Origin of the sequence: Saccharibacillus kuerlensis DSM 22868, from assembly GCF_000378145.1 — a bacterium.
Taxonomy (GTDB): Bacteria; Bacillota; Bacilli; order Paenibacillales; family Paenibacillaceae; genus Saccharibacillus; species Saccharibacillus kuerlensis.
This window is the reverse complement of sequence record NZ_KB899288.1, coordinates 51,058-69,251: the sequence shown is the minus strand read 5'-3', so window position 1 is coordinate 69,251 and position 18,194 is coordinate 51,058. Positions and strand designations below refer to the sequence as shown.

At 49.2% G+C, this 18,194-nt stretch carries 15 protein-coding genes; 1 reads left to right on the top strand and 14 read right to left on the bottom strand.

Annotated elements, in window-relative coordinates; all coding sequences use genetic code 11:
* Positions 1-99 precede the first annotated feature (99 nt).
* The 6 genes from yidD to adhE form a co-directional block, all read right to left on the bottom strand.
* Complete coding sequence (gene yidD / locus F456_RS22550; protein ID WP_018977529.1) at positions 100-396, bottom strand: membrane protein insertion efficiency factor YidD; 297 nt, start codon at positions 394-396, stop codon at positions 100-102.
* The gene (locus tag F456_RS0113260; RefSeq protein ID WP_018977528.1) at positions 393-857 is read right to left on the bottom strand and encodes a Fur family transcriptional regulator; all 465 of its coding nucleotides are present in this window, start codon (positions 855-857) and stop codon (positions 393-395) included. The genes yidD and F456_RS0113260 overlap by 4 nt, the downstream gene beginning before the upstream one ends.
* 209 nt (positions 858-1,066) lie before the next feature.
* Positions 1,067-3,505: a copper amine oxidase N-terminal domain-containing protein gene (locus F456_RS0113255; RefSeq protein WP_018977527.1), complete on the bottom strand. Its 2,439-nt coding sequence runs from the start codon at positions 3,503-3,505 to the stop codon at positions 1,067-1,069.
* A gap of 212 nt (positions 3,506-3,717) precedes the next feature.
* Positions 3,718-4,464, bottom strand: a complete 747-nt coding sequence (gene pflA, locus F456_RS0113250; RefSeq protein WP_018977526.1) for a pyruvate formate-lyase-activating protein — start codon at positions 4,462-4,464, stop codon at positions 3,718-3,720.
* Positions 4,465-4,578: 114 nt separating this feature from the next.
* A complete protein-coding gene (gene pflB / locus F456_RS0113245; RefSeq protein WP_018977525.1) occupies positions 4,579-6,843 on the bottom strand; it encodes a formate C-acetyltransferase in 2,265 nt (754 codons plus the stop codon).
* A gap of 370 nt (positions 6,844-7,213) precedes the next feature.
* Entirely contained in the window at positions 7,214-9,829 is a 2,616-nt protein-coding gene (gene adhE, locus F456_RS0113240) for a bifunctional acetaldehyde-CoA/alcohol dehydrogenase (RefSeq protein ID WP_018977524.1), read from the bottom strand.
* A 384-nt stretch (positions 9,830-10,213) separates the two neighbouring features.
* On the opposite strand from adhE, the gene F456_RS0113235 reads away from it, so the two are divergent.
* Positions 10,214-10,930, top strand: a complete 717-nt coding sequence (locus F456_RS0113235) for a Crp/Fnr family transcriptional regulator (RefSeq protein WP_018977523.1) — start codon at positions 10,214-10,216, stop codon at positions 10,928-10,930.
* A gap of 30 nt (positions 10,931-10,960) precedes the next feature.
* Here the strand turns inward: F456_RS0113235 and F456_RS0113230 are convergent, their stop codons facing one another.
* The 8 genes from F456_RS0113230 to F456_RS0113190 form a co-directional block, all read right to left on the bottom strand.
* The gene (locus tag F456_RS0113230) at positions 10,961-11,719 is read right to left on the bottom strand and encodes a hypothetical protein (protein WP_018977522.1); all 759 of its coding nucleotides are present in this window, start codon (positions 11,717-11,719) and stop codon (positions 10,961-10,963) included.
* A gap of 171 nt (positions 11,720-11,890) precedes the next feature.
* Positions 11,891-12,220, bottom strand: a complete 330-nt coding sequence (locus tag F456_RS0113225) for a winged helix-turn-helix transcriptional regulator (protein ID WP_018977521.1) — start codon at positions 12,218-12,220, stop codon at positions 11,891-11,893.
* 95 nt (positions 12,221-12,315) lie between these two features.
* Positions 12,316-12,999 (bottom strand): uracil-DNA glycosylase, encoded by a 684-nt coding sequence (locus F456_RS0113220; RefSeq protein ID WP_018977520.1) that lies wholly within the window; start codon positions 12,997-12,999, stop codon positions 12,316-12,318.
* Between the two features lie 243 nt (positions 13,000-13,242).
* Entirely contained in the window at positions 13,243-13,974 is a 732-nt protein-coding gene (locus F456_RS0113210) for a ThuA domain-containing protein (RefSeq protein WP_018977518.1), read from the bottom strand.
* 72 nt (positions 13,975-14,046) lie between these two features.
* Entirely contained in the window at positions 14,047-15,015 is a 969-nt protein-coding gene (locus F456_RS0113205) for a sugar phosphate isomerase/epimerase family protein (RefSeq protein WP_018977517.1), read from the bottom strand.
* Between the two features lie 168 nt (positions 15,016-15,183).
* Positions 15,184-16,266 (bottom strand): Gfo/Idh/MocA family protein, encoded by a 1,083-nt coding sequence (locus F456_RS0113200; protein WP_018977516.1) that lies wholly within the window; start codon positions 16,264-16,266, stop codon positions 15,184-15,186.
* The gene (locus F456_RS0113195) at positions 16,259-17,029 is read right to left on the bottom strand and encodes a sugar phosphate isomerase/epimerase family protein (RefSeq protein ID WP_018977515.1); all 771 of its coding nucleotides are present in this window, start codon (positions 17,027-17,029) and stop codon (positions 16,259-16,261) included. The genes F456_RS0113200 and F456_RS0113195 overlap by 8 nt, the downstream gene beginning before the upstream one ends.
* Positions 17,030-17,052: 23 nt before the next feature.
* Positions 17,053-18,144, bottom strand: coding sequence for a Gfo/Idh/MocA family protein (locus F456_RS0113190; protein ID WP_018977514.1), 1,092 nt, complete (start codon positions 18,142-18,144; stop codon positions 17,053-17,055).
* Positions 18,145-18,194 lie beyond the last annotated feature (50 nt).

Sequence of the window (18,194 nt, the reverse complement as noted above, 5' to 3'; positions counted from 1 at the left end):
TTACCCGGTTCTCTGCTGCTGGTTCTTCCTTCTACTCATCCGTTCCTCGGATTTGTTATACCAAGAAATATACCGAAAAAAAGTCCGCAGTGTCAAGCCTTAGGCTTGAGAACTGCGGACTTCGGCCTGCTGCTCTTCATACTCCTCCGTCTCATGCTTGCGTACGTGCCCAGCACGCGGAGGAACCGGATCATAACCTCCCGCATGCAGCGGGTGGCATTTCGAAATACGTTTGGCGGCCAGCCAAGTTCCCTTAGCCGCACCATGCACCTCGATCGCTTCCAATGCATATGCGGAGCAGGTTGGCAGGAATCTGCAGCTGGGCGGCTTCAGCGGAGAAATAAATTTTCGATAGAAACGAATCGGTCCCTGAACAGTCCGCCGAACGATCTTCATCGCGCCGCACGCTTTCCCGTAATCGCTTGAAGCGGCTCCTGTGCCGCTTCCTCACGGCAGTCCTTGCAGTAGCCGAACACTTCAAACTTATGCTTGACCACTTGAAAGTCGTCCGGCGATTCCGTGAGCTGCATAGGGCAGAACGTAATTGGATACGTTTTTTCGCACTGCAGACAGATCATGTGGTGGTGATGATGATCTTCACTGCAGTGCAGCTTGAACTTCACACCTTCTTCAAATACAATCTGCTCCAGCACCCCAAGCTCCTGCATAACCCGCAAGTTCCGATATACGGTATCAAAGCTGAGTCCCTTATATTTTTGTCCCATATAATCATAAACGTCTTTGGCGGATAAATAGCCCGGCGCTTCGGCAAACAATTTTGCCAGCGTCTTGCGCTGATCCGTAATTCGAAGCCCCTGCTCCGCCATAATCTCGATAATGCGTTCCATTGAAAGCATCGGTCAAATCTCGCCTCCTGCCACTTGTGGCTTATTCCTTGCGACATTTCTTAATCGTAATGCCCTCTATCAATAATGCCTCAAAACGAACATAGAGTCAAACAAACACATTCTTCTGCCAACAAGCAGAAGCCCGCTTCCGTAAGTAACGGAAACGGGCTTCTTGGCGGTTCAGATCACCATCCAAAATGGACAATCAAACGCTCACCTTAAGATTTGCGTTCAGGCATTGGCGTAAATATGATGTTGACTGGCAGGTTGCTGCCTGGTGCTGGCGTGAATTCGAGAGTAACTTTCTCTTCCGTATTTCCAGTGCGGTACAAGACGCCTGCTTCATCGGATACGCTCAATGCATTTCCGACCAGACCCATAGTCTGCGAGGAAATTTCGACAAGCTGTCCGTTTACGACGATCCAGCCGGCATATCTGCCGCCGCGGCCGTTAAACGTAATCAATGTGTTTGGAGCGACAACGTCCAAATTGATTTTGTACAGGACGCCAAAGTTGCCCGCATTCGATTCCGCAGAACCGGTTGGCGCATCAACTCCCGTTAAATTCAGATCGTCTTTGTTGTCTCCAAGTACGATCTTGCTTTGCGAGAAGCCTCCTACCGGATCGAAGACATTGATGATTTTGGTCGACATTTCATAAGTGCCGCGGTTATGCACGTCGCGTCCGGCTATTGTCGTCAATGTCTTGACTTCCTTCAGCGGATCCAGATTCGAATCGATCATCAACGTGCTGTAAGTGATTGGCTGAGAAGAATTTACATCGGCAAGCAGTGAGATCACCGTTTTGTCAGCCATTGGAGTAGCATTCAGTTCGGTCAATATGATTTTGCTTTCTCCCGGCTGCAGAGTCGTTCTCGTTTTCAGCCTTCCGTCCATCATCGACTGATGGTAACGCTGAATGGAAACTTTGCCTGCTGCAGTTGCAAACGGGCTTGGTCCGCCGAATCCGCTGTCCAGCGTCTCGATCGTTGCCGGCGTCGCATTACTGTTAGTAGCCACCACGTACATGGTCACTCTTTTGCCGGTATAGTTGGCATGGTGAATCATGAAACGGACCTTGCCGGACAGCGTATCTTCGTACAGCTTGCCTGTACTGAATACCGATTCCGGACTGTTACTGCGATACAGCGTGATGTCTTCCGAGCTATCGTAACGAGCGACTTGACGGATAGACGGTACCGTTCCCCCATCGAACATGAACTTGTTTCCGATTGGAACGAACAGGGCATTATACTCTTCCTGCGTGTACAGCTGCTCGTCTGTAATCGTGATGGTTTTCGAGACCGTATCGGTTGCTCCATCGGCATCCGTTACCGTCAGCGTAATCGTCTGTGGTCCCGAAGTGAAATAAGCTCCTTTTTGATTCACCCATGCTCGGCTGTTCGCTGCCGGCAGCACGCCATCTGGATCATAACTTTGATCGGTGTAAGTAACCGGTTCACCCATCCGATAAGTGTCTTTATCTGTCGTGAACTGTGCCACTGGCGGTACATTCGGCGCTTCGACCGTAATCGTCTGAACGTACGGATCGCTCCATTGTCCTCTGGCATCCATTACGGAATACGTGATCGTATACGTTCCCGCATTCTCGAAAATATCCTGACGTCCTTCCCAACGCTCATCGATAATGGCATAACCGCTAGGCGATGTCGATTTCGTCTTGTACGTTACCAGAGTTTCGCCGGCCACGATCTCTTTAGGTTCAACCGTGAACGAAGCTGTCGGCTTCGAAGAGAGAGTCAACGTAACGGTTTTAGCTTTGTTATCAACCGAATAAGGAATGCCAAGCGCTTTTGTAATCGAAGTCAGCGGCACCATAAAGGTATTTTTTTGCTGATAAGAAGCGCCTTTCATTTTGGTCGATACTCCATTTACGGTGTAAGAATCTGTACCGTCTCTGAAGCGCAGCTCATCGGCGCCTTTGGTAATGATCGTTTCTCTCGTTTTCGCATCATATGTAAGAACAAGGCCTACACGATTGACAAACGAACGAACCGCGATATACGACACACCGTTTTTGACGGTCATTGGTTGTGCAGCGGTGTAAACTTGACCATTCTGATACATTTTGTTGTTGTTCATTAAAAGAATAAGCTTGTCGGTTCCCAATGTAGAAGCCGGGTCAATCGCTGCTGGAGCAGTCGGTGCTGTCGGCGTAGTTGAAGCAGACGGAACGGTCGGGCTGCCTGGAGTCGGAGCCGGCGTTCCTGTACTCGGCTTCTCTTCATTGCTTGCTGCATTGACATCCGTATCATCAGCTGTCTCGTTCACCGGCTGCTCGGCAGGTGTTTGTACCTCGGTTGGCACAGTGTTCGAACTTTCCACAGCATTTTCTTCCGATTTTGCAGGTTCATCTTGCGATGGTTGTACATTCGTTGGTGCAGTCGACGCCGGATCAACAGTGGTATTTGCCGCTTCGATGTCATTCTGGTCAGCCGTGTTTTGCGTCGTTGGCGCAAGTTTCTCTGTATATTCTTTCGATGCGCCTTCCTGCTGCACTACTTCTCCACGCACAACGGTCTGTGTACCATTACCATTCTGCGTTTTCGATGTCGCCTCGGCCGAGGCCGACGGCAGCACTGCCGCTGCCTGTACGGCAACAAGCAAAGCGATGATCGTGATTTTCTTCAGATTCATTCTACGACTCCCTTTATAACTGAATTTGGTCCTTCTCTCGCTAAGCACATACTGTTAGACGCGGTATTTTATTAAAAGTTTCTGCAAAACATTAAAAAAACGACCTTTCCTCTTTAAGGAAAAGCCGCTTCATTTAACCTTATGATAACATTTACATTACATTTTTCAAAACCAAGTAATTGCAATTTTAGATATAGAGGCTGTAAATCCGCTTATACGGTCTGCAACCTGCGCCCTTCTTCAATCAATCGGTAGGCTCGCTGCACCTGCTCCTCTGTAGGCGAAGGCACCCCTTCAAGCGGATATTCACGACCAAGTTCATTCCATTTATAAATGCCCATCTGATGATAAGGAAGAATTTCGAATTTCTCGACACCGTTCAACGTTCCGATAAAACGGCCAAGATCTCGAAGATTATGTTCGTCGTCATGAATGCCCGGTACGTAAACATGGCGAATCCACATTTTTTTGCCGTGAGCGGACAGCCATTGGGCGGTGCGCAGCGTCTGCTCGTTGTTCACTCCGGTTAACACTTTGTGCTTGGCGTTGTCGATATGCTTGATGTCGAGCAGAACCAGATCGGTCACGTCCATCAAATAGTGAAGTTTTTCCGCATTATTAAACCCGTTGCTGTCGAGCGTTGTATGAAGGCCCCAGCGTTCTTTTACTGCACAAAACACTTCGGATACAAAAGGAGCCTGCAGCGTAGGTTCTCCGCCCGAAATCGTCAATCCGCCGCCAGAAGAGCGATAGTAGTTCAGATAAGATTCAATCTCTGCCAGTACGTCCTCTACGCTCATTTCTTTCCCGCCGTCGAAATTCCAAGTATCGGGGTTGTGACAGTATTGGCATTTCATCAAGCATCCCTGCATGAATAAGATGAAGCGAATTCCCGGGCCATCTACTGTCCCGAATGTTTCCAGTGAATGTATGCGTCCTTTGTGACTCATCTGACTCATTCGTCGTCACCCTTTCACTATGAACGGCGCTCACATTCCGCGAGCGCCGCTTATTTGATTATGAATGAACAGGCAGCCACTCTGAAAATAGTCAACGCTTTGGCTTTTCTCTTTTTACATATTGGAGTGGAACGTGCGGTTGATGACATCGAGCTGCTGTTCGCGAGTCAGCTTGATGAAGTTGACGGCATAGCCGGATACACGGATCGTCAGCTGCGGATAGTTCTCCGGATGATTCATTGCATCAATCAACTGCTCACGATCAAAGACGTTAACGTTCAAGTGGTGTGCGCTGCTGCCAAAGTATCCGTCAAGCATGGCAACCAGATTCGATTTGCGGGTTTCTTCTTCTTTGCCCAGCGCTTTAGGCACGATAGAGAATGTATTGGAAATACCATCGAGACTTTCTTCGTAAGGCAGTTTGGCAACGGAGCTTAGGGAAGCCAGTGCACCTTTTTTGTCGCGGCCGTGCATCGGATTGGCACCCGGTGCGAACGGTTCGCCCGCTTTGCGTCCATCCGGTGTTGTACCTGTCTTTTTGCCGTATACGACGTTCGAAGTGATGGTCAGTACGGATTGCGTCGGCAGCGCGTCGCGGTACGTTTTATGCTTGCGAATCATGCCCATAAACGTCTCGACCAGTTCAACAGCGATTCCGTCGACACGATCGTCGTTGTTACCATAACAAGGGAAGTCGCCTTCAATTTCGAAGTCTACGGCGATGCCTTGTTCGTTGCGGATCGGTTTGACTTTGGCGTATTTGATTGCACTTAGAGAATCCGCTGTTACAGACAATCCGGCGATGCCGCAGGCCATTGTACGAAGGATATCCCGGTCGTGCAGAGCCATCTCGATCCGTTCGTAGCTGTATTTATCGTGCATGTAGTGAATGATATTCAGCGCATCCAGATAGACTTTGGAGAGCCATTCCATCATAGGTTTGTAACGTTTCATCACTTCCTCGTAATCCAGATATTCGGACGTAATCGCCGGGAATTCTGGCCCGACCTGAGTGCCGGATTTCTCGTCTTTGCCGCCGTTAATTGCATACAGAAGCGTTTTGGCGAGATTCGCACGCGCACCGAAGAACTGCATCTGCTTGCCGATACACATTGCGGATACGCAGCATGCGATGCCGTAATCATCACCGTAAGTCGGACGCATGAGATCATCGTTTTCGTACTGGATCGAGCTGGTTTCAATCGAAACTTTGGCACAATATTTCTTAAAAGCTTCCGGCAGCTGTTCCGACCAGAGAACAGTCAGGTTCGGTTCAGGAGCCGGTCCCAGATTATACAGCGTGTGCAGGAAGCGGAAGCTGTTCTTCGTGACACGGGTCGTTCCGTCAACGGCCATACCGCCGATCGATTCTGTTACCCAAGTAGGGTCGCCGCTGAACAATTCGTTATAGTCCGGCGTACGCAGGAATTTCACGATACGCAGCTTCATAACGAAATGGTCGATCAGTTCTTGAGCCGCTTCTTCCGTCAGCGTACCTTCCTGCAGATCGCGCTGCAGATAGATATCAAGAAACGAGGATACACGTCCGAGTGACATTGCCGCCCCATTTTGTTCTTTGACAGCAGCCAGATAACCGAAGTACAGCCATTGGAAAGCTTCTTTTGCATTTCGAGCAGGCTTGGATATATCCATGCCGTGCATAGCGGCCATCTCTTTCAATTCGCCGAGTGCGCGATATTGTTCGGAAATTTCTTCACGCAGACGAATGATGCTTTCATCCATACTTTCTCCAACCGTTTCGGCATGTTCACGCTGCTTTTGTTTCATTAGGAAGTCAACACCGTACAAGGCGACTCGGCGGTAATCTCCAATAATGCGGCCGCGGCCGTAAGCATCCGGGAGGCCGGTTATGATACCCGATTTGCGCGCTGCTCTAATCTCTGCCGTATAGGCGTCGAATACACCCTGATTATGCGTTTTACGAATATTTGTGAAGATATCGACAATAGAGTCGGGAACCTCGAATCCGTAAGCTTTACAGGCATCAATGACCATCTTGATTCCGCCGTAAGGTTGAATCGAGCGCTTGAACGGTTCATCCGTTTGTACGCCGACGATTTGTTCTTTATTTTTGTCCAGGTAACCGGCACCATGCGAAGTAATCGATCCCGGCGTGTTGACATCTACGTCCCATACACCGCCTCTTTCTCTTTCTTCTTTGGACAGTTGGGATACGATTTTCCAGAGGTCGTTCGTGTTCTGTGTAGGTCCGGCCAGGAACGACTCATTGCCTGTATAAGGCGTAAGGTTTTCGTCAATAAAGTTTTTGGTATCTACATGATTGGTCCATTTCCCCGTTTTAAAACCTCTCCAAGCTTCCGAATTTGCACCAGTAATTTCTTTTTCGATAACCGACATATGATTACCTCCATTTGTATGTTTTACGGAAATCACGGCTGTAAAGAGGTGTTCCGCGTTCCGCTGTAGGCCCCAAGCTGTCAACTGCAAAGTTTAAAGTGAAAATAATCACATTTATCAAGAGATTTAGCTGCTTTTTGTGAAACATGTCTCTGGATGCATCTGGGGACCTTTCATGTCTTTATTATGCCTTTCCTACCTTCAACATGATGTGAGATTTCTCACAATAGCTGCTCTTTTTTATGACCTTTATCACTTTAAAAAGCGATACTCCCACTGAAGTGAGAGCATCGCCATAAAAAAGTGAAAGGTGAGTTCAATTGGACTCTTTTTGAGGGGAACCCTGACAGGCCCGTCGGCCGGATTAAGCTTATTCTTCGAAGCTGCCGTAGAAAGCGTCACGGTAAACGTCGGCCAGTTCACTTACCAGCGGCAGCTTGGGATTGGCCGTTGTGCACTGATCTTCGAATGCGCGGTCAGCCAGGTAATCGACGCGCAATTCGAACTGCTTGGCGTCGAAACCAAGTTCCTGGAACGAAGCCGGAATGCCCAACTTTTCGTTCATTTCACGGATCGCTTTGATCAAACTCTTCACGCCTTCTTCCGTCGTTCTAGCCGGCAGTCCCAAGATGCGGGCGATTTCGGCATAGCGTTCATCGGCCACAAAGTGCGTATATTTCGGGAACGAAGCGAATTTGGTCGGTTTTTTTGCATTATAACGAATAACGTGCGGCATCAGGATAGCATTGGTACGTCCGTGAGCGGTATGGTATTCCCCGCCCCATTTGTGCGCAAGACTGTGGTTGATGCCCAAGAATGCGTTAGCAAAGGCCATACCAGCGAGTGTCGAAGCGTTGTGCATTTTTTCACGGGCCAATTTATCTCCGGTCAAAGCCGATTTTTCCAGGTTGGCAAATACCAACTGAATCGCTTTGATCGCAAGGCCGTCCGTATAGTCGCTCGCCATAACCGATACATAAGCTTCGATTGCATGAGTCAGGACATCCATACCCGTATCGGCAACGGCTGCTTTAGGCAGCGAGTAGACAAATTCCGGATCGATGATCGCCACGTCCGGCGTCAATTCATAATCGGCCAGCGGATATTTGGTGTTGCCGTTTTCCTTGTCCGTGATAACCGCGAACGAAGTAACTTCCGATCCTGTACCCGAAGTCGTCGGAATCGCGACAAATTTTGCTTTTCTGCCCAGACGAGGATATTTGTAGATCCGTTTGCGAATATCCATAAATTTTTGTTTGAGGTTGTTGAAGTCTGTATCCGGATATTCATAGAAGAGCCACATCCCTTTCGCAGCATCCATCGGTGAACCGCCGCCTAGAGCGATAATGCAGTCCGGCTGGAAGCGATCCATCATGGCGCGTCCGCGTTCAACAGTCGTTGTAGACGGATCCGGCTCAACTTCGGAGAACACTTCAATCGCAACCGGCGTTTGACGTTGACGCAGGTAGTGCTGCACTCTGTCCACATAACCCAGCTGCACCATCATCGGATCGGTAATGATTGCGACACGGGTGATGTCCTGCATTTTGGCAAGATACTGAGTTGAATTTTTCTCAAAGTAGATCTTGTCCGGAACTTTGAACCACTGCATATTCACGGTACGACGCGCCACCCTTTTTACGTTGATCAGATTCACTGCGGTTACGTTAGATGATGTCGAGTTGCGTCCGTAAGATCCGCAGCCCAGCGTCAGCGAAGGCAGGTTCGTGTTGTAGATGTCGCCGATCGCCCCGTGCGTCGAAGGCGAATTGACGATGATCCGGCCGGTTTGCAGACGGTTCGCAAAGCGTTGAATGACGGCATCGTCGTTCGAGTGGATCGCCGAAGAGTGGCCCATGCCTCCGAACTCCACGACTTCTGCAGCACGGGCAATCCCTTCATCCGCCGTTTTGACTTTATAGCAGGCCAGAACCGGACTCAGCTTTTCGGCAGACAGCGGAAACTTCGTACCTACGCCCTCAATTTCGGCTACTAGAATCTTTGTTGCAGCGGGTACCGAAATGCCTGCTATTTCCGCAATTTTAAAGGCCGATTGACCTACGATAGCCGGGTTGACCGCACATTTATTCACATTCATTGCGCTTGGAGTCAGTTTGGCGATTTCTTCTTTGCTTAAGAAGTAGCAGCCGTTGGCTGTCATTTTCTTTTTGACTTGATCATAGATCGGTTCTTCAATGATTACTGCCTGTTCGGATGCGCAGATCATGCCGTTATCGAACGACTTGGACAGGATCAGGTCGGTGACGGCTTGGTCGATGTCTGCCGTTTTCTCAATAAAAGCGGGTACATTGCCCGGTCCTACACCCAATGCCGGCTTGCCGCAGCTGTAAGCTGCACGGACCATGGCACCGCCGCCAGTAGCCAGAATGAGCGCTACATCATTATGGTTCATTAGAGCATTCGTCTTATCCATCGACGGTTTGTCGATCCACTGAATGCATCCTTCAGGAGCACCGGCTTTGACAGCCGCTTCATGCAGAATTTTTGCGGCTTCCGAGCTGCAGTATTGAGCAGAAGGGTGAAAACCGAATATAATTGGGTTGCGTGTCTTGATCGAAATCAGCGCTTTAAACATCGTTGTGGAAGTCGGATTTGTTACCGGTGTGATCCCCATTATGATGCCGACCGGCTCCGCAATCTTTTGAAAGCTATCATACTCATTGTCTTCAATAACACCTACCGTTTTATCGTTCTTGATGCTGTGATAAATGTACTCCGTAGCGAAGAGATTTTTCGTGATCTTGTCTTCGTATACCCCGCGTTTGGTTTCTTCAATTGCGATCTTGGCGAGATACATATGCTTGTCCAAACCGGCCAGAGCCATCCCTTGCACGACGGTATCAATTTGCTGTTGATCCATTTGCATGAAAGCTTCCTGCGCTTTTTTCGCTTTGTCGATCAGCTTTTGAATTTCTTGTTCAGCGGTTGCTTCCACAGTACGGGCGGCCTCGTTTTTAACTGCCATTTCCCTCATCCTCCTCAAGATGTTTGCGTTGTTTTCTCTACGCCACTGATGTTAGCACAGCTTTCAGGTTCTTAATGTGAAAAAAATCACAATATATTTATTATCTTTTTATTCTATTTCTAGCATTGATTCTAACATTGAAGCCAAAGCATTTTAACTTCATTTAAAACCAAAAATTTATTCTAAAATTTACATAATAAGAATTGACAAAATCCACCTTACCCTTCATGATTAAGATATAAAGTGAAAAAAGTCACAATGTTTGCTTTTCTGTCACTACTTTTTGATGAAGACAATATGAGAACTTAAAATTTTAGCTGCAATGAAATTAAAATTCGCTTATCCAAAGTTGAAGTGTGTATTTGTGCAAAGGAGATGTTAAAAATGAGCCTTTACCACCATGCCACTGATTATCGAGGAAATACAGGATGTTTTTCGGATTCGAATATGAAACGTCTGGAAGCTGTCATGAAGAACCGTCATATCTCGGAAGGATCGCATCTGTTTTGGGAAGGAGATCTTGCCGACAAACTTTATTATATCAAGCACGGCCGGGTCAAACTAACCAAGTCGACGGATGAAGGCAAAGAGCTTATTTTGTATATGTATCAATTCGACGATATGGTGGGTCAGGCAGATCCTTTTTTCAGCAGCAAGCACAGCTTCACCGCAGAAGTGATTGAAGATACAGAAATCGGCATCATCGAGAACAAAGATCTTGAAGTATTGATCTGCCAGCATTGCGATTTCGCGATGGACTTTATGAAATGGATGGGTATTCATCATCGTTTGACTCAGACCAAGATCCGTGACTTAATGATGTACGGCAAGCCTGGGGCTCTCTGCTCAACTTTGATTCGATTGGGAAATACGTATGGCGAGAAGCAGGGCGAGTCGATTCTGATCAACAAAAAAATTACGCATACCGATTTATCGAATATGATTGGGGCTACCCGTGAAAGTGTAAATCGAATGCTCAGTGATCTGCGAAAAAAAGGCGCAGTCGAGTATGAGAACGGTATGATTGTCATTACGGATTTATCCATGCTGCGGGACGTTTGTCACTGTGAATGGTGTCCAAACGAAATATGCCGGATCTGATGATCCGGCATATTGACGTATTGGATATTTTTATTCGTTTCGGAATCTTTCCAATGTAAGCTCCACATAATCGCCCGGCTGAAGCAGCATATCGAGTCCACCCTGCTGCTTAAGCTCTTTCCCATTGACTTTGACTACCCAGCGTTCGCGCGGCTTGGTCATGTATCCTTTAGGGAGATCCGGGCTGGCTTTGACAAGGCGTATCGTACGATCGTTCTCCGACATGGTCACAAGTCCGCTGGCTTTGAGCACATTCAAAACCGTCGTTCCTTCTGTAAAAGGATGGGCGTAAGAGCCGCTCAGAGTAGAATTCAACTCTCCGCCGCTAATTAACAGCGTATTGACGGGCTCTCCGTCATTGCCAGGAGCTTCAATATACAATAAGATTTCGTCGCCGGGCTGAACCCGGGTGCTGAACCCACTCTCAGGCAGCGTTTTGCCGTTCTGTTTGACTGCCCATTTCAGCTCCGAATGTACTTCCGCATCATCGACTGAAGCAATCCTACCTTCATTGTCGAATTTTACGATGCCGCTGCGTTCCAGTGCATCGCGAATTGTATCTTCCGGCCGGTAAGTGCTGACAAGCGAGCGATTCTCGTTTGGCATATAGATTCCGCCGTCAACGACCAGTCTGAAATTCTCGCTGCTGTTTATTGCTTCTTCAGCTGCCGAATCCGGAGTCGGCTGGCGAAACAATACGGCTGCCGAAAAGGCTACAGCTGCTACAAGCAGCACGGCAAGCAGAAACAACAGAATGCGCTGATCGGGCAGCTTGAATTTTATCTGCATGGGTCCCGTTCCCTTCCTCTTCCCGCTTGGCCGGTTCTCCGACCTTGGGCAGATGCGCTTCTTTGAACTTCATCTTTTTTATTGTAACAAAATTGAATGCTCTTTCTCAAATGTATATCTCATCAAAAAAGAACCCCTTTGCCAGCAAAGGGGTTCCCGCAGATCCGGGACTCAATTGACCCAAGATTCCGCCCACATCTGAATTTGTTCCATGACCGGCTTGAGTGCACGGCCTTTTTCAGTCAATTCGTATTCAATACGCACCGGAGTCTCCGGATAAACGTGACGTACCAGAATACCTTCGCTTTCCAGATCTTTCATTCGCTCGGAGAGCATTTTATCGCTCATCATCGGAATTTGGTTGGAAATATCCTTAAAGCGTTTCGGACCACTCATCAGCGTCTGAATAATCAGACCGTTCCAGCGCTTGCCCAGAAATGAAAATGCGCTCTCAAAACGTGGACAAAGCTGCATGGAGATTTCACTTTTTTGTTCTATCATAGATGATCACCTCTTAGAAGATTCCCTCTGAAGAGAAACTTACGATTTGTTAGTTTATTTCATATTAACATATTTCCAAGAAAAAGAAAATGCTTTTACAAATTATTTTTTGCTGTCAAAAAGTCCTTAAGCGCTGTAAGATCGCGGTCAATCACTTGTTCCAATGAACGATTGTAAATAACGGCCGCAGGATGGTACAGCGGAAAAATAGAATATGAGCGTTCTCCAAATATATAACTGGATTGAGGATCTTCCGGATCTTTCAAGCGCTGGATCGGACCTTCAATAACTTTTCCATGCAGTGAAGAGATAGTCTCATGACTGCCGATCAAACGATGGAGTCCGATATTCCCAAGAGGCACGATAATCTGAGGGTCAACATATTCGATCTCTGCATCCAGAATGGCTGCGTGCGCCCTTACCTCATTTTTCGTAGGGGTGCGGTTCGAACGACTGATTCGCTGCACCGTCCCGGACGATGTGCCCGAAACCACTTTGTCTTTGAACGGACGGCTGCGCACAGCACTCGATATATAGATGTCCTGACGCGTCAACCCCAGCTTGTCCAAATATCCTTCTAATACCTTGCCCGCCTGCCCGGTAAAAGGACGCCCTTCCACGATCTCCGTAGCGCCCGGTGCTTCGCCGACAAACATGATCGTCGCCGGGATGGCACCTTGACCGAGCAAAAATCCTTCCAAATCGTAACCTTCCGATCTGTGCAGACACTCCTGAATAATACGTTCCGGAACCGGTGCGCTGCCGAATTTCACCTCCATCGCCATCCCCCCTTTCTTTGCTTCCTATATGGTCATTAACCGGTAATGCACCCATTTTACCCTAAATCCGATATTCCGCCAACCAAAGAGAAAGCGGACTCTCACATTTTTCAGCTTTTTCTTCATCTTAATATAAGTAAAAGCCGCTTCTTCGCTCAGAGCGAAAAAGCGACTTTTCGACGGCATACTGCCAAAACTTGCAATCAACGTTTCCGTATTCCTACACGCCTGCAGAGGCTTTTGTTACACTAATTCCCGAGTATTCAACGAACGAATCGGTTGAGTGTTGCCGTAGACCGGCTTCGCTGTTGCAGCCGGATGTGCCCAACGAACGGAGTTCGCAATAACGCGGATCACGTCCTGGTTGTAGTAAGTCGGATAAGTTTCATGACCCGGACGGAAGTAGAAAATCTTACCCGAACCGCGGCTGAACGTGCAGCCGCTGCGGAACACTTCGCCGCCTGAGAAGTTGCTGATGAAGATAATCTCGTCAGGAGTCGGAATGTCAAAGAATTCGCCGTACATTTCCTCGTGCTCCAGAATAATATTTTCGCCGATACCTTCCGCAATCGGATGGGACGGATTCACGGCCCACAGGATTTCCTGTTCGCCGGCTTCGCGCCACTTGAGGTCGCAGCCCGTACCCATCAGCTTTTTGAACGGCTTGGAAAAGTGACCGGAGTGCAGCACGATCAGGCCCATGCCTTCGCGTACACGCTGTGCAACCGCTTCGGCAATCGAATCGTCGACCAGTTCATGCGCCATATGGCCCCACCAGATCATCACGTCGGTCGAATCGAGTACTTCTCTTGTCAAACCGTGATCATCTTCTTCAAGCGTGCAGGTGCGGATTGCGAATCCTTCCGGCGTCAATGCGCGTTCGAGCTGCTTGTGAATGCCGTCCGGATATACGGCTTTAACGTCTTCATCTCTGCGTTCGTGTACGAATTCGTTCCAAATGGTTACGTTGATCATTTGTCAGTATCCCCTTAATTATGACTGGATTGGTGTAGATTCTACGATGTAATGTGATACTCCCGATTTATCTTATACCCACCACATTTCTCCTGCAGGCTCTTCAATAATGATCTGCTGGAGATTGCGTACGGCTTTGCTGAATCCTTCGTCGACGGACATCAGTCCGTCTTCATGTTCAATGCTGACGACGTAATCATAATCCTGCAAACGCAGTTCGCTGATGATGTCGGACCAGACTTTCATATCGTGACCATAACCTACGCTGCGGAAGTTCCAAGCCCGATCCTGCATAAGTGTGTAAGACTGCATATCCGTCAGACCGTGCATATTTACATTGTTCTGGTCAATCGTAATATCTTTGGCATGGAAATGATGGATAGCTCCGGCACGTCCGAGAATACGAACGGCCTGTACCGGATCGATACCCTGCCACCACATATGGCTCGGGTCGAGGTTGGCGCCGACAGCTTCACAGGTTGCTTCTCGCAGCCTCAACAGCGTTGCCGGCGTGTGCGCCGAAAATCCTCCATGCAGTTCGATTCCGATCTTGACGCCGTGATCTTCAGCGAATTTCCCGGCTTCTTTCCAGTAAGGAATCACTTTGTTTTCCCACTGCCACTTCAGGATATCTTGATAATCGTTAGGCCAAGGTGCGACAGGCCAATTGGGGTATTTTGCATCTTCATGGTCCCCCGGGCAGCCGGAAAAGGTATTGACGACCGGCACTTCCAGCCGCTGCGCCAGTTCGATCGTACGTTGGAAAACGTCATGATCGGCCTGTGCGAGCGCTTTTTGCGGGTGGAGCGGATTGCCGTGACAGCTCAGCGCACTGATGATCAGACCGCGCGAGTCCACCGCTTTCTTAAATGCTTCCAGCTTCGACTTGTCGGCGAGCAGCTCTTCCGGATTGCAGTGTACATTGCCCGGATGACCGCCCGTCGCGATCTCTACCGCCTTAAGACCTTTTTCCGCCACATAGTCGAGCGACTCTTCGAAGCCGCGCTCGTTGAACAATACCATAAATACTCCAAGCTTCACCAGCCGAACCTCCTTAGTTATTATATCTGTATTTTGGCCCCAATCTGAATAGGAAAGAGGTGCGAAAAAGCCCTACTCCCCTTTTTTCACGACCAGCGAAATGTACCAGTTTTAGCAGTTAAAATGGTTCGTGAAAGCAAACTTTATAGACTATGCAAAGAGCCGACTTTAATCGAAGTATACTGCACGGCCCGTTTTGGCGGATTCGTAGATCGCTTCGAGAATCTGCGTAACGACAAGCGCCTGTTCAGGCTTGACGACCGGCTCCTTGTCTTCGAGAATCGCTTCGAGCCACATTCTCGCTTCGCGATCCTCCGCATTCTCCGATCCACCGTCATAGAACGCTACGCCGCCGGAGCCGAAGTCCACTTTTGTTTCGATCAGACGGCTGCGGTCTTCGCCGTTGATATGCAGGCCGTCCGCCATGTCGGCTCCGCCTTCGGTACCGCAGAGCAGCGTCTGGGCTTCACCGAACTTGCGGACATTAAGCGCCCAGCTCGACTCCAGCACAATTGTCGCACCGTTCTCCATTTTGATAAAACCGAACGCCGAGTCTTCTACCTTAAATTCTTCCGGATTCCATGGACCGAACGCATTGGCTGCATTCTCGCGGCTGCCGAGCTTATGGAAGGTAGAACCCATAACGCTTTTCGGCTTATAGTTATCCATCAGCCACAGCGTCAGATCCAGCGCGTGTGTGCCGATATCGATCAGCGGACCTCCGCCTTGTTTCTCTTCGTCGAGGAAAACGCCCCAAGTCGGTACGGCGCGGCGGCGCAGTGCGATTGCCTTGCCGAAATAGAGATCGCCAAGCTCGCCTTTTTCACACATATCCTTCAGATGTTGGCTGTCGTCTCGGAAACGGTTTTGGTAAGCGATAGACAATTTTTTTCCTGTACGGTTGGCCGCTTCGATCATGCTGCGCGCTTCCTCCGTCGTCTTGGCCATCGGCTTTTCACACAGTACATGTTTGCCCGCTTCAAGCGACGCAATCGTAATTTCTGCGTGAGAATCGTTTGGCGTGCAGACATGTACAACTTCGATGTTCTCGTCCTTGAGCAGCTCCTTGTAATCGGTATACACTTTGGCACCTTCGGCACCATACTGGTCGGCAGCTTCCTGCGCACGGGTCTCAACCAGATCGCAGAAGGCGACAATCACAGCTTTATCTTGTCTGGAAAGGGCGGGAAGATGCTTTCCGTTGGCAATACCTCCACACCCGATTACGGCGACGTTAAGCGTTTTAGACATTCAATTTGCCTCCTTCTGCTGCATATTTTTTGATCCATTCCATACTTGCTGCGATCGATTCGAGCGGTTTGCCGCCTCCGCAGTAATCCTGTTCGACGACAATCCATTCCACGCCCGCATCGATCGCGGCGTCCGCGATTGCTTTCAGATCCACTTCGCCTACGCCCAGTTCAGCGGTGATTGCCTTGCCATCCGCATCCCGAGTCATGTCTTTCAAATGTACAATCGGCAGACGGCCTTTGTATCGAGCGATATATTCAACCGGATCATAGCCGCCATAATGTACCCAGCACGTGTCCATTTCGACCTGCAGATCTTCGGCAGGTACAGCTGCATACATGGCGTCAAATACCGTTTGATTGTTCACCTTTTCCGTTAACTCGAATTCGTGGTTGTGATAGCACAGCACCACTCCCTGTTCCCGTGTACGTTTGCCCAGCTCCTTCAAATTGGCGAACACCTCGTCCCAGACGCGATCCGCTTCCTCCAGATAAGGCACGATCAGGATTTTATTGCCGATCTGCTTGTTGTATGCGATCTCTTCATCGAGATGTTCCAGCATCTGTCGATAGGCTGTATGCGTACCCAGTGCTTCCAGACCGAGTTCATCAAGAATCGACTTGACTTCATCGGCTCCATGTCCGAAAAACGTATGGAATTCCACACCTTTGTAGCCAAGTGCGGCTACTTTCTCAAGCGTCCCACGAAAATCCTGTTCCATTTCTTCACGTACGGTATACAGCTGCAGTCCTACTTTTGCCATTATGCGCTCCACCTTTTCTCGAATTATAATTTGAGCGAATCAGGTCTTGCCTCCGGAACTTTATACGAGCTTTCCAGCGTAATATGCCGACTTTCCGCAGAGGAATGCATAAATGCATGCATGACTTCAAGCACGTGATAAGCCAGCTCTCCATTGGCGCGATGACGGCGATCTTCCCGGATGGACTTGACCATGTCTTCTACGCCGATTCCCCGCTCATTATGGTCGCTTTCGAATATAGGAGCCAGTGTTTCCCACTCTTCCGAATCCGCGCGGCGCAGACGAACGTCTCCTCCGAAGAAGTTCGGATCAGGCAGCGACAGCGTACCAGCCGTTCCGTAGATTTCCATTCTCGGCAGTTCGGCTCCGCCGCGTACATCAAAGCTCATGATCATCGTGACAATTGACCCGCCAGCGAAATCCAATGTGCCGGCCAGATGTGTCGGAGTCTGAACGACGATCGGCGTTCCTTCCTTCGGTCCCGAACCGACAATCCGGTCGGGAATCTGTATGCCGGCAGATGAGCTGACACGCTGGATCGGTCCAAGCAGATTGATCAGCGCCGTCAGATAATACGGACCCATATCGAACAGCGGTCCGCCTCCGTAAGCGTAGAAAAATTCGGGATCGGGATGCCAGCTTTCAGGGCCTCCACTCAACATAAACGCGGTTCCTCCAATCGGACGACCAATCAGCCCTTCCTCGATCGCACGGCGAGCCGTACTAACACCAGCACCCAAGAAAGTATCCGGAGCACAGCCGACTTGCAAATTTCGCTTGGCGGCTTCTTCCAGCACCAGACGACCATCTTCCAGCGATACCGCAAGCGGCTTTTCTCCGTATACGTGCTTACCCGCTTCAAGGGCGGCAAGATGCACAGCTGCATGGCTTGCCGGAATGGTTAGGTTAATAACAAGCTCAATGGATGGGTCTGCCATAAGCTCGTCCACTGTGCAAGCGGTTGCAATGCCGAATTCATCAGCCCGTTCCTGCGCCTTCTCGAGTATACGGTCGGCAAGCGCAGTTACCTCGATCCACTGACTTGCAGCCAAATTTTGCAGATATATGGAACTGATGTTGCCGCATCCGACAATCCCAGTCTTCATGCGTGTCAAGAGAACATCACTCCTTCATGTCGATTACCAAGTCGCTTTGCGCCGAAACG

Bases quoted from the DNA above. Each gene is read 5' to 3' on its own strand.
- F456_RS0113195 (WP_018977515.1), bottom strand. From the start codon at position 17,029: ATGGCAAAAGTAGGACTGCAGCTGTATACCGTACGTGAAGAAATGGAA.
- F456_RS0113200 (WP_018977516.1), bottom strand. From the start codon at position 16,266: ATGTCTAAAACGCTTAACGTCGCCGTAATCGGGTGTGGAGGTATTGCC.
- F456_RS0113210 (WP_018977518.1), bottom strand. From the start codon at position 13,974: ATGATCAACGTAACCATTTGGAACGAATTCGTACACGAACGCAGAGAT.
- F456_RS0113230 (WP_018977522.1), bottom strand. From the start codon at position 11,719: ATGCAGATAAAATTCAAGCTGCCCGATCAGCGCATTCTGTTGTTTCTG.
- F456_RS0113260 (WP_018977528.1), bottom strand. From the start codon at position 857: ATGCTTTCAATGGAACGCATTATCGAGATTATGGCGGAGCAGGGGCTT.
- yidD (WP_018977529.1), bottom strand. From the start codon at position 396: ATGAAGATCGTTCGGCGGACTGTTCAGGGACCGATTCGTTTCTATCGA.
- F456_RS0113235 (WP_018977523.1), top strand. From the start codon at position 10,214: ATGAGCCTTTACCACCATGCCACTGATTATCGAGGAAATACAGGATGT.
- F456_RS0113255 (WP_018977527.1), bottom strand. From the start codon at position 3,505: ATGAATCTGAAGAAAATCACGATCATCGCTTTGCTTGTTGCCGTACAG.
- pflB (WP_018977525.1), bottom strand. From the start codon at position 6,843: ATGTCGGTTATCGAAAAAGAAATTACTGGTGCAAATTCGGAAGCTTGG.
- F456_RS0113220 (WP_018977520.1), bottom strand. From the start codon at position 12,999: ATGGAGGTGAAATTCGGCAGCGCACCGGTTCCGGAACGTATTATTCAG.
- F456_RS0113225 (WP_018977521.1), bottom strand. From the start codon at position 12,220: ATGATAGAACAAAAAAGTGAAATCTCCATGCAGCTTTGTCCACGTTTT.
- pflA (WP_018977526.1), bottom strand. From the start codon at position 4,464: ATGAGTCAGATGAGTCACAAAGGACGCATACATTCACTGGAAACATTC.
- adhE (WP_018977524.1), bottom strand. From the start codon at position 9,829: ATGGCAGTTAAAAACGAGGCCGCCCGTACTGTGGAAGCAACCGCTGAA.